This window comes from Enterococcus sp. AZ179, from assembly GCF_050498885.1.
GTDB lineage: Bacteria > Bacillota > Bacilli > Lactobacillales > Enterococcaceae > Enterococcus_D > Enterococcus_D entomosocium.
Genome location: NZ_JBMHEO010000001.1, coordinates 2,383,169 through 2,395,293 on the forward strand (window position 1 = coordinate 2,383,169; position 12,125 = coordinate 2,395,293).

9 protein-coding genes and 1 pseudogene are annotated in these 12,125 nt (G+C 35.6%); 6 read left to right on the forward strand and 4 right to left on the reverse strand.

Features of this window, described 5'->3' with window-relative positions; translation table 11 throughout:
- Positions 1 to 71 precede the first annotated feature (71 nt).
- Entirely contained in the window at positions 72 to 3,956 is a 3,885-nt protein-coding gene (locus tag IGI88_RS11265) for a MucBP domain-containing protein (protein ID WP_429960516.1), read from the forward strand.
- Between the two features lie 133 nt (positions 3,957 to 4,089).
- The gene (spx, locus tag IGI88_RS11270; RefSeq protein WP_429960517.1) at positions 4,090 to 4,509 is read left to right on the forward strand and encodes a transcriptional regulator Spx; all 420 of its coding nucleotides are present in this window, start codon (positions 4,090 to 4,092) and stop codon (positions 4,507 to 4,509) included.
- A 64-nt stretch (positions 4,510 to 4,573) separates the two neighbouring features.
- Here the strand turns inward: spx and IGI88_RS11275 are convergent, their stop codons facing one another.
- On the reverse strand, positions 4,574 to 4,933 hold the full coding sequence (locus IGI88_RS11275) for a DUF7006 family protein (protein WP_429960518.1): 360 nt from the start codon (positions 4,931 to 4,933) through the stop codon (positions 4,574 to 4,576).
- 176 nt (positions 4,934 to 5,109) lie between these two features.
- Between IGI88_RS11275 and IGI88_RS11280 the strand changes: the two genes are divergently transcribed.
- The 4 genes and pseudogenes from IGI88_RS11280 to IGI88_RS11295 all read left to right on the forward strand — a co-directional run bounded on the left by IGI88_RS11280 (position 5,110) and on the right by IGI88_RS11295 (position 6,756).
- Positions 5,110 to 5,460, forward strand: coding sequence for a hypothetical protein (locus tag IGI88_RS11280; protein WP_429960519.1), 351 nt, complete (start codon positions 5,110 to 5,112; stop codon positions 5,458 to 5,460).
- Positions 5,461 to 5,550: 90 nt separating this feature from the next.
- Positions 5,551 to 6,117: pseudogene (locus IGI88_RS11285) on the forward strand (TMEM175 family protein); the annotation flags it as partial.
- 135 nt (positions 6,118 to 6,252) lie between these two features.
- Positions 6,253 to 6,465, forward strand: coding sequence for a hypothetical protein (locus IGI88_RS11290; protein ID WP_429960520.1), 213 nt, complete (start codon positions 6,253 to 6,255; stop codon positions 6,463 to 6,465).
- Positions 6,466 to 6,477: 12 nt separating this feature from the next.
- The gene (locus tag IGI88_RS11295; RefSeq protein WP_429960521.1) at positions 6,478 to 6,756 is read left to right on the forward strand and encodes a (4Fe-4S)-binding protein; all 279 of its coding nucleotides are present in this window, start codon (positions 6,478 to 6,480) and stop codon (positions 6,754 to 6,756) included.
- A 650-nt stretch (positions 6,757 to 7,406) separates the two neighbouring features.
- Here IGI88_RS11295 and tnpA read toward each other — a convergent pair.
- The 3 genes from tnpA to IGI88_RS11310 form a co-directional block, all read right to left on the reverse strand.
- Positions 7,407 to 7,721, reverse strand: coding sequence for an IS200/IS605 family transposase (tnpA, locus tag IGI88_RS11300; RefSeq protein WP_429960522.1), 315 nt, complete (start codon positions 7,719 to 7,721; stop codon positions 7,407 to 7,409).
- Positions 7,722 to 8,214: 493 nt separating this feature from the next.
- Positions 8,215 to 8,940 carry an EAL domain-containing protein gene (locus IGI88_RS11305; RefSeq protein WP_429960523.1) on the reverse strand — a complete coding sequence of 242 codons (726 nt, stop codon included), beginning with the start codon at positions 8,938 to 8,940 and terminating at the stop codon, positions 8,215 to 8,217.
- Positions 8,941 to 9,100: 160 nt separating this feature from the next.
- Positions 9,101 to 12,121, reverse strand: coding sequence for a WxL domain-containing protein (locus IGI88_RS11310; RefSeq protein ID WP_429960524.1), 3,021 nt, complete (start codon positions 12,119 to 12,121; stop codon positions 9,101 to 9,103).
- Positions 12,122 to 12,125: the final 4 nt, after the last annotated feature.

Genomic DNA, 12,125 nt, shown 5'->3' on the forward strand with positions numbered 1-12,125 from the left:
TAGATATGGATAAAAATAGCTTGTTATAAGTTTTCAGGGGTATCTATTTTTGTGAAATAGGAGGATTTAAAATGAAAAAAATTATTAAAATTATTTTATGTTTAACATTGTTTTTAAATACTAGTGTTGCAGCATATGCAAGCTCGCTTCAAAATAAGTCAGGATATACGTGGTACGCCTATTATGCGAACAGTCGAGGAGTTCATCAATCTTATACAAATGATCTGACAAATAATACCACAGCAAGTTCACATTTGTATGGTTTCAGTAGTGAGAGAACGAGATATACGCTTCACGGAACTTACCCTGGTAACACAAAAAAATCTCCAGCAGGAACTACTTATACTATAAAATTTCCTGATAATTCTTCTGTTACAAGTATGGAAAGCTTGTCTATTGCTGCTTCAGCAACTAAAGCATTCACTGGAGAAACGTATTATCAGGAAGGGAATAGCTCAAATAGCGAATTAATAGTTTCTGAAAGTAATTATACGTATTCAATCGACTCTACAACAAATACATTGAGTATTAACATACCGAGTACTGATTACTGGAAGGCTCTATATGATGTAGCAATTGAGTTTTACTTTAATTATCCTATTTTTGAGAATGAGGACCAACAATTTATATCGACAATAACAACACCGACCAATGTGAATTATACGCTGACTGAGACATTGAAGTATGACCATGTGCTAACAGTAAATTATGTTGATTCGAATGGGAATATGATTGCAGATTCAGAAAGAATTATTGGACATCACGGGTCAAGTTACTCTACCAGTGAAAAAGAAATTAGCGGATACAACTTTTCTGAAATTAAAGGAGAGCAATCTGGTGTTTTAGATAAAGATGGTATGGTTGTAACTTATATTTATAAGCAAGATATTGATCAATCGTATATTAAAGTTCATGACTCAACCCTTTATGTTGGAGATACGTGGAATTCAGAAGATAACTTTGATTATGCATTAGATTATAATGGCAATATCGTAGATTACAGTGAAATTAGATTAGAAGGAACAGTAAATACAGAGTTACCAGGAGAGTATGAGGTAGTTTACTCTAGAGGAGTTCCCAATAGATCAGAAGCTAATGAAGGGACATACTCTGCAATTGCAACAATAACTGTTATTAATAGACCAACAGTTACAATAAAGTATCAAGATACTTTAGGAAATAAGCTTGTAGATAATTCAGTGATCTATGGTGAATTAGGAGCAGAATATAAAACCGAAAGTAGAACTATTGATGGTTGGCAATTGGTTTCAGTAGTTGGCGAAGAGTATGGAACATTTACCGAAGAAGCACAAGAAGTGGTGTATGTATATGAACGTAGTGACGCAGCTGATGTGACGGTACGCTACGAAGATTCCGAAGGGAATCAGTTGTCCGATCCAACGGTATTAAGCGGCAAAATCGGGTTACCCTATGCAAGTGAAGCCAAAGAAATCGCCGGCTGGTATGTGGTAGAAACACCAAGCAATGCAAGCGGGACGTTTAGTGAAGAAGCACAAGAAGTAGTGTATGTGTATGAACGCAGTGACGCAGCTGATGTGACGGTACGCTACGAAGATTCCGAAGGGAATCAGTTGTCCGATCCAACGGTATTAAGCGGCAAAATCGGGTTACCCTATGCAAGTGAAGCCAAAGAAATCGCCGGCTGGTATGTGGTAGAAACACCAAGCAATGCAAGCGGGACGTTTAGTGAAGAAGCACAAGAAGTAGTGTATGTGTATGAACGCAGTGACGCAGCTGATGTGACGGTACGCTACGAAGATTCCGAAGGGAATCAGTTGTCCGATCCAACGGTATTAAGCGGCAAAATCGGGTTACCCTATGCAAGTGAAGCCAAAGAAATCGCTGGCTGGTATGTGGTAGAAACACCAAGCAATGCAAGCGGGACGTTTAGTGAAGAAGCACAAGAAGTGGTGTATTTGTATGAACGCAGTGACGCAGCTGATGTGACGGTACGCTACGAAGATTCCGAAGGGAATCAGTTGTCCGATCCAACGGTATTAAGCGGCAAAATCGGGTTACCCTATGCAAGTGAAGCCAAAGAAATCGCCGGCTGGTATGTGGTAGAAACACCAAGCAATGCAAGCGGGACGTTTAGTGAAGAAGCACAAGAAGTAGTGTATGTGTATGAACGCAGTGACGCAGCTGATGTGACGGTACGCTACGAAGATTCCGAAGGGAATCAGTTGTCCGATCCAACGGTATTAAGCGGCAAAATCGGGTTACCCTATGCAAGTGAAGCCAAAGAAATCGCCGGCTGGTATGTGGTAGAAACACCAAGCAATGCAAGCGGGACGTTTAGTGAAGAAGCACAAGAAGTAGTGTATGTGTATGAACGCAGTGACGCAGCTGATGTGACGGTACGCTACGAAGATTCCGAAGGGAATCAGTTGTCCGATCCAACGGTATTAAGCGGCAAAATCGGGTTACCCTATGCAAGTGAAGCCAAAGAAATCGCCGGCTGGTATGTGGTAGAAACACCAAGCAATGCAAGCGGGACGTTTAGTGAAGAAGCACAAGAAGTGGTGTATGTGTATGAACGCAGTGACGCAGCTGATGTGACGGTACGCTACGAAGATTCCGAAGGGAATCAGTTGTCCGATCCAACGGTATTAAGCGGCAAAATCGGGTTACCCTATGCAAGTGAAGCCAAAGAAATCGCCGGCTGGTATGTGGTAGAAACACCAAGCAATGCAAGCGGGACGTTTAGTGAAGAAGCACAAGAAGTAGTGTATGTGTATGAACGCAGTGACGCAGCTGATGTGACGGTACGCTACGAAGATTCCGAAGGGAATCAGTTGTCCGATCCAACGGTATTAAGCGGCAAAATCGGGTTACCCTATGCAAGTGAAGCCAAAGAAATCGCCGGCTGGTATGTGGTAGAAACACCAAGCAATGCAAGCGGGACGTTTAGTGAAGAAGCACAAGAAGTAGTGTATGTGTATGAACGCAGTGACGCAGCTGATGTGACGGTACGCTACGAAGATTCCGAAGGGAATCAGTTGTCCGATCCAACGGTATTAAGCGGCAAAATCGGGTTACCCTATGCAAGTGAAGCCAAAGAAATCGCCGGCTGGTATGTGGTAGAAACACCAAGCAATGCAAGCGGGACGTTTAGTGAAGAAGCACAAGAAGTGGTGTATGTGTATGAACGCAGTGACGCAGCTGATGTGACGGTACGCTACGAAGATTCCGAAGGGAATCAGTTGTCCGATCCAACGGTATTAAGCGGCAAAATCGGGTTACCCTATGCAAGTGAAGCCAAAGAAATCGCCGGCTGGTATGTGGTAGAAACACCAAGCAATGCAAGCGGGACGTTTAGTGAAGAAGCACAAGAAGTAGTGTATGTGTATGAACGCAGTGACGCAGCTGATGTGACGGTACGCTACGAAGATTCCGAAGGGAATCAGTTGTCCGATCCAACGGTATTAAGCGGCAAAATCGGGTTACCTTATGCAAGTGAAGCCAAAGAGATCACCGGCTGGTATGTGGTAGAAACACCAGGCAATGCAAGCGGGACGTTTAGTGAAGAAGCACAAGAAGTGGTGTATGTGTATGAACGCAGTGATGCAGCTGATGTGACGGTACGCTACGAAGATTCCGAAGGGAATCAGTTGTCCGATCCAACGGTATTAAGCGGCAAAATCGGGTTACCTTATGCAAGTGAAGCCAAAGAGATCACCGGCTGGTATGTGGTAGAAACACCAGGCAATGCAAGCGGGACGTTTAGTGAAGAAGCACAAGAAGTAGTGTATGTGTATGAAAAATATATTGACGAAAAAATTACTTCTGATGGTGACAATCAAAATAAAAAGAGTAAAGAACTACCAAGAACAGGTGAAAAAACATTCACCGGATCATTGTTGTCATTCTTAGGTATATTGCTTATTATTTGTGTGATCTATACAACAAGAAAAGTTCATAGAAAAAGATTATGACATTATAAACGATAAAAAAGATGTAACAAAAATACCAAGTAGAAACAATTCTACTTGGTATTCTTTATTTGAATTTGACTTGCTAAAAAATTATTAGTTTAGTTTAGTACTGTATATAGAAAGAGGAATGCTAATGATTATCGTTTATACCAGAACGAGTATAAAGTCTTGTCGACAAGCAATATCTTGGATGGAGGAGGAAAAATTACTATTTAAAGAAAGAAAAATAACAAAAGATAACCCCATGACAGAAAGGGAAGTCAAAGAGATTCTAAGCATGACCTCAAATGGTTTTGATGATATTATCAGTAAGAATTCTAAATTTTACAAAGAGTATGACTCAAATATTGAAAATTTAACTATAAGTCAATTAATAACCTTGCTCATTGATAATCCTACTAGTATAAGAACACCGATAATTACCAATGGGGAGAAAATCCAAGTCGGGTTTAATCATTTGGAAATAAGATCTTTCATTCCTCGAAATGTAAGAGTGATCCAATCGCGAGCAACGTCCAAATATAGTTTTTTTCAAAATTGTATGGACTATTAATTACTTGAAGATAAAATTATTATTTTCATATCTACGTAACTTTCTAACGTTAACAATAGTACTTTTATTCTAATAAGTTTAAAAATAATAGTGAATGAGGAACAGGAGAACTTTTATCATTTCTGAACTGCTCTAAGTAATAGTATTTGCTATCATTTGCTACCATTGACAACACGTCTTTTTCGCTTAGGGAAAGAGTTTCGATGTGATAGCTTAGTTCATAAAGTATTTGCAATTTAGCGTCTAAATCTAACAATAAGGAAAAATTATTCAGCGGATTTTCTTGGTTGTTGTATTTAGAAAGAGGAAGTATCTTTTGTTTAATTGCTTGATATTCTAAATATATAAAAGGATACTTGTACAAAAAAGTATCTGTATAGAAATGTTCATCAAAATGTTTGAAATAAAAATCAAAATTTTTCAAAGTAACCATCCTTTTTTTAGTTTATAACTTCCATATAATAAACCAATTTTATTAAACATAAACTGGTCAAAAAAAAATATTAAATTAAATTATTGAAACTTTTTTTTTTGATTTTAAAATGAAAATAAATCTTTTTATTGATAGTATGAAGATAACAACTTTTTAAGAGGAGATATATGGAAAAGTTAACAAGTTTAGAATTTAAGATGCTATCAGCATTTTATGAGATAAATAAACCAGTAACCAAGAAACAGTTCTTACACAAATATCCTGATTTTAAAAAAAATTCAGTTTATGTTATCTTTGATCGCTTAACGGATAAAGGATATTTGGAGACTAATTTTATTTTAATGGGGGCTAAAAAAAGAAATAAAATATACAATCTAAAATATTCAATTGTAGAATTTTACTCGAGTTTATTCGGATCAAGTACAGTCAATTTTTTAGTCAGCCTATATATTAAAGAAAAAATGAACTATAAACAGTCTGTTGATTTTCTAAAGATGATTAGAGAGTCTGATATTTGATATTTACTAAAGAAATTTCCAGTTATTATCAAAATTAGTTCTCAATATAATCCAAGAGATGTTCACAAATCAAAAAATAGGGAGGAGAGTATGACAAAAGACAGGTTAGAAGCATTTACAGATGGTGTTGTAGCTATTGTAATTACTATTTTAGTTTTAGAGATAAAATTTCCAACGAGTCCGTCTATAGATGCCCTATATGAAATGAGACATATATTTCTAGCGTATTTAGTTAGTTTTATTTTTATTTCTGTGATATGGGTGTCTCATCATAGATTGTTTCAAGCGGCAGATAAAATTACTTATCGAGTAATTTGGGCAAATATTTTTTGGCTATTTTGGCTAACGTTATGTCCCACTGTGACCAGTTGGGTGGGCAAATTCCCAGGACAATTTTTTCCGGAATTACTATATGCATTTGTCTATACGATGTGGAGTTATTCATTTGGTTTAGTAAGCAGAGAGGTGGCTAAAGCAAATGGACCGGATTCGATCGTTGCCAAAATGATATAAAGGGATAGACGAAGTAAGATTTCAATGGTTATTAACTGTGGTTTAATAGCTGGGGTATTCTTATTTCCACCAATTGCATTATTAGGACGGTTTTTAGTCTCGGGGATCTGGATAGTTTCCTATGAATACGCAGAAAAATTCTTTACATTAAAAAAAGTTTCCTTATTAGTAAGATTAAAAAAAAGCGTAGTACTTAATGTAGAAATAAATGATAGAACAGCCACATTGAAGAAATTATCTTGGTGGATACACAGATTAATGACTTAAGGAGGATAAACATTGTTAAAAATTACTTATCAACAACCAACGAGTAAAGGTCAAACTACCCAAGAATACCAATCAGTAGATGATTTTTTGCAAGGGCAATTTCTTGAAGTTCCAATGCTGCCAGACCATTATCTTGTGACAAAAGTGATTTTAGATGGTAAAGAACTTCAATTAAACAATCCAACCATTGAAGGATTGTTTAACTTATTAAATAGTATTCAATAGGAGGCTAGTTTAATGTCAGAACTAAACAAAGCAACAGTTAGTGAAGAGCAGTTAATTCATCAAGGGTATCGTAAGTACACTGGAGAAAAAGTGCATATTTTTTACAATACGAGTATCTGCCAACACGTCGGAAATTGTGTGCGGGGAAATCCTAACGTGTTTGAGGTTGGAAGGAAGCCTTGGATTGTTAGTGACAATGCTTCTTCTGGGTCAGAAACAATTCAAGTAGTTAATACGTGCCCGACAGGGGCGTTAAAGTATATTCAAAGAGACAAGTGCAACTTGTTATAGAAGAGGAGAAAAAGTATGAAAAAAAATTATGAAAAGTGGTATTTTTGGGTATTAGTGGTAATTATGATAGCAGGATTTTTATATCTTACTAATTAAGAGGTTAATTTGGTTAAATAAATTATATATCAGTAAAAATTCAATATAATTAATTTTTTAAGTGCAATATAATTTGTTCTAAAAAAATATTATCTAATAAATTAGAATAAAAAATAGAAGTAATGAAGCTAAAAAGAGTGTTCAGAAAATGACGAATTTCTGGACACTCTTTTTAGATATCATAATTGATATGTATTTATCTATTTTTATTTTCACAAACTCGTAACTAAATCATTGTTCAATTAAAATTTAGATTTATGAGGGTTAGGACAAATCGTGGAAGGAGTCATAAACTTAAAAGCTTTTGATCGTAATAAAATTTCTTGATAAACTTGGTTTTTACAGGCTTTAGAAGCTTATGTCCAGAAAAAGTAAAAAGCCACCCATTTTCACGGGTTGCTTTTTAACAGCTCTAGAAGGTAGCCCATTAAAAGGGGATCTTCAAATGATCATCAACCGCTCACAGTCCTATCTCTCTTTAACTATTTATATGGATATAGTTTACTTATACTATCTCTAATTCGATCATCTGCTTCTTGTTATCGAATGTATTTTCAATTGTTTTTTTGATTTAACCCAACCATACTTTTGGACCAAAAGCTTTTATTCCCATACTTATATTTCAAATTAGCATTTTTTTCGTGGATTAAGGTTGCAATTCGTCCTTTTAAATAGTCCATAAGACTAGAAATACTAATCTTTGGCGGTATTCTTACTAACAGTTGAATATGGACAGGCATTGCATGAGCATCAATGATTTCAATATCTTTCATCTCAGACAATTTTCTTAATATCTGACCAATACTTACTTTTGACTTTCCATAAATCACTTTGCGTCGATACTTCGGTTTGAAGACTATGTGAACCATACAATTCTAACTCGTATGTGCTAAAATTTTATCGCTAAAGCTATTTCGTCCACGCGTAGAAACTCGCGTTTTTTTGTTTCGTTCACGAAGCATACGAAACAGCCTAAAGTCAATAATAAAATGGTTGTCTTTAGGCTGTTATGAATATAAAAGGATAGTCGTATCGTTGTTCTTGTATTTTTTTTAAACTACTGGGATGTAAACTTATCAATTGATAAAATTATTTGTGCATGAGAAGAGGTTTAGGGGATAACTAAAAGCTTATTTTTAAATCAACTTTGTCTATCATGCGTTAGCATTATTTATTTTAAGTATAACGGCTATGATATCTTGAAAAATGTTACATTGTGAGGAACGGAAAAAATTCTTCATATAGATTGTTGGCTATAATGTAAATTATTTCTTCTCTGTCTAAGTCGCAAAAAAGAATATTTTTATTATTACTCTTTTTTCGCATTAGTGCAAACTTATAGTTGAGATTGTTCAAAAAAATCTAAGGTTCGATATCAATTGTTGGAATTTCTTTGGATAAATAATATCCTTGTTGTAGAAAAATGTTTCTCAACACCAATTCTTGGTGAATCATATGGGTGTCGACTCCTTCAACTATAAACTTAATTTTTCTAGTTTTAGAAAATTCATCCCAAAAGTCAATTAAAAATAAAATTTCTTCTGAATATAAATGTTTGAAAGACAAAGTGGAAAATTTAATTACGTCGACACTCTTCATAAGACCAATTATGTTTTCAAGTGTATGAATCCCTGTATCGATATCGTCTAAAGCAGTACTAAACTTCATTTTTTTAATTTTTTGAATTGATTTCGATAATATTGCCTCGGAATTTCCATAAATGGAGGGCTTTGTATCATGTTCAGTTATTTCGATTAATAATTGTTCATGATATTTTTTTAATTTTTCAAGCATAGAGAACGTTTCAAAATAATATAGTTGTTGAGGATGGATATTTATACTGATTATTTTTGTCGTATGTTCAAGAATATCTTTGAGTTCTCTGTAATACCATTTTAACAATTGGGCATTCAATGTTTTAGATAAAATGACTCTATCAAAAAATTCAGTAGGAAAAGCTTGTGTTTCTTGCGTTCTCAACAATAATTCATAACCAAATATTGGATTGACTGAATTCGAGAAATTAAATAGTGGTTGTGCTGAAAAATATAAATCAGAGAAAATAGATAAAGAATCAGTCATTTCCATTCATTGACCTCCATTCTTGTTTTGTAACCTGTTCCTAAATCTTCGTTTGATAGGTAGTAATGTAAAAAAAGTAGATATGACTTTAGATATAATTAAAGAGCATTGAAAGAATAAAACTAGATAAATTCTTCCAATGCCCATATGAGAGGACTAGATTTACCTAATTGTTTTCTGGAACAGAACGCAACTGCCAAGAAAGAGTGCTAGTATATTTATCAGCACTTGGAGAAGCAATTGCTGGTACAAAAAGTGAAATACTTTCTTCAGCTGTGGTCCCATCACCGAAACGATAAATCCAGGTTCCAATTCCTTCTGTTAAAGACGCACTTAATAATATTTTCTGTACGCCTGGTATCAATTCTACCGAGTCTGGTTGTGTAATTTCTGGAGCATAGTCTTGATTTGTTGATGTTAATTGTTGATTAAATAGACTAATAGCTGCGCCTTCTAAAGCATCGTTGGCTGTATTCATGAATTGCTGATTTTGAGTAACTGCTAACTGCCAGCTTCCACGATCTTCTTTAGAACGTTGATCAGTAATTTGTACATAGTTAGGCCGTGTTTCTGAGACATTACTAGTATCATCACTAATTAATTGTTGGGCTTTAGCATAATATGTTTTATCAGATACAGCAATTGATTGACTGCCAAAATCAAATGAGGATACAAAATCAATGCTAAATGCTCCCTGATCTTCCGGTAGTTGAGGCTGGTTTTCAGGCGTTACCTCTGTTTCTGGGTCAAGTGGATCAACTGGTAATGGAGGCTCTTTGATGGCAGAGACAATGGTAGACGCTTCTGCAGATTTTCCGTTCAAGAAGGCAAATACTGTAACCTCGTTTCCTTCAGTAAAATAACTATTATCAGGAAGTTCATATCGGTATTCACCATTCTCATCTGCCATGGTATGATACATTGTACTTGAAGAGACATCCGGAGATATGATAGTTCCTTCTGGAATAGCAGAATCCCCGGAAAAATATAAGACACTATTGGGTGTCGCTGTTCCAGTAATTATGTGAGAACTCGACTGTATTTTATCTGCAGTCAATTCATTGATAGAAACTTCTACATCTGCTATTTTTTCAAATAGAACGCGTTGCACATTTTTAGTCGTAAAATTTTGTTGAAAAGTATCAACCGTAGTTTGTTCTATTGATGAAACAGAAGAGATCGTAGGCGCATTTCCTGCATAAGAAAGAGAGAGGTTGAAAATAGGTAACCAAGTAAAGTCGGGTTCTGATGTAAAATTATCTCGACTCCAAAGTTGCACATTTTGCACATCAACTTGTAGCTTTCCACCGCTCCCAGCAATATAAATCAGACCATTGGTGGTAGCAGTACCTGAAATAGTTGCAGTTCTTTCCAAATTCACGTGATCTGCATCAGAAAATTCAAATGTTGAACCAGCAGAAGCAAAGTAAAGTAAGTATTGCGATTGTGATGTACTATCACTTTTTACGTCAAGAATTCCATCTTTTGCAACAGAGAACGTAGCATTTCCGTTTACATAAATGATGCTGGAAGTAGAAGTTCCCATATCTACTGCTGTAATATCCAACTTTCCTCCGTTAGCTATTTCTAAAATACTTCCGGCAGCCATCCAAATTACATTATAGTAATACCCATTGGCATTGCTTTTTGTACCAGAAGAATTAATAATTACTGAAGCTTCTTCATCGATTGTCAGTGAAGCGCCGGTGACTCTTAATGAAACGGCTGAGCGAAGTGATTGGGGAGTTAGAATCATCTCTGCACCGTCTTCTACTATTACATCGCCTTGTCTAACTAAGAGTGAGACACCATCAGCTTCTCCTCCGGAACCGTTTGAAGTAGCCTCTAGTTTTGAGTTTTTTTTCATTGTAAAATTATTATTAGGATGAGTAACTGCCCCAAGATCAAGATTTCCTGCACCAATTGTTTCCAAAATAATATTTGCATCTTCAAGAATAGTAAGATTAGAAGCGTATATATTTGTTTGGTCCGTCGCAATTGTTTTCCAAGTACCAAAAGAAGATGTGTACTCACTTACTTGTCTACTACTTGTGGTTCCAGAAAGGTAGACACTGCTATACGGGGAGTGGATCAATTGGTTACCGATATTTGTTATATTTTGATAAGTTATACTACTAGCAGTCTGGTTAGCAGGATTCAAATCGTTAAATGTAATAGGACCATAGTAATTCCCGTGGTATATTTCTATATTACTTAAGGTTACATTCCAGGGATTACTGCTGTTGGCGGTAGTATTGCTAAAACAAAGTGCTACAGAACGAAAATCTAGCTGATGATTATTCCCTTCGATAACTAAAGTTCTAGAAATACTACTTGGGCTTAAATAAACATAGGTTGCACCACCACTGGTATTTGTAGTAGTACCCGTGGTAATATCAGTAAGATTAAGTCTTGGGTTTGTAGGTGTTACAAAATCAGCTGTGATATTGATAGTTGTTATCGATACATCAGCAAAAGCACGGACAAATTCTTCCCATGTAGCTACATCTTGAACAGTACTCTCATCAAAAGTACTTATTTCCAGGTCTGAAGATTGCTCAACATCTGTAGAACTTGTAGTACTTAGCTCTTCAGAATTTCCCACTATTGAAGAATCTACTTCTTCAATAGATTGGACAGTTTCTCCTGCGATATTATTGAGAGTATCATTGCTGATATTAACCGAAATGTCGTATTCTTCTTCAATAGTTACAGTGAAAATGCCGGATTTATTAGAAATGAAAGGGATACGATATGAAGTTTGTTCTTTTTCAAAATAGACTGTCCAACCTTGGTCATTCTTTTCTGATGTTTCACCACTAGAGAGTTGTTCTGAAACGACAGAGATATTATCTGGGACGTAAATTTTTATTTCTGTCATACTTACATTGCTTGTAAAAGTTATCCAAAAAAGTTCATTGATTTTTTCTGATAAAGCGTCGTAATCAAGGGTAAGTTCAGTGTCATCGTTTTCGGTGATTATGGGAGACATGTCGTCATCCAACTCCTCTTCAGAATTAAGCGAGGAGTCGGGAGTTAGGTTGTCATCCGTTAATTCATCAGTTAATGTTGTTTTTTGAGTTGACTGAGAGGTTGTAGTAGAGAAAACAATGATTGGTTGAAGCATTTGACAGGACAAGAGAAGAATACTTAATAAAGAAAAAATTTTTTTAAGTCGTAAGAACAAGTAC

Bases quoted from the DNA above. Each gene is read 5' to 3' on its own strand.
- IGI88_RS11280 (WP_429960519.1), top strand. From the start codon at position 5,110: ATGGAAAAGTTAACAAGTTTAGAATTTAAGATGCTATCAGCATTTTAT.
- IGI88_RS11305 (WP_429960523.1), bottom strand. From the start codon at position 8,940: ATGGAAATGACTGATTCTTTATCTATTTTCTCTGATTTATATTTTTCA.
- IGI88_RS11295 (WP_429960521.1), top strand. From the start codon at position 6,478: ATGTCAGAACTAAACAAAGCAACAGTTAGTGAAGAGCAGTTAATTCAT.
- spx (WP_429960517.1), top strand. From the start codon at position 4,090: ATGATTATCGTTTATACCAGAACGAGTATAAAGTCTTGTCGACAAGCA.
- IGI88_RS11265 (WP_429960516.1), top strand. From the start codon at position 72: ATGAAAAAAATTATTAAAATTATTTTATGTTTAACATTGTTTTTAAAT.
- tnpA (WP_429960522.1), bottom strand. From the start codon at position 7,721: ATGGTTCACATAGTCTTCAAACCGAAGTATCGACGCAAAGTGATTTAT.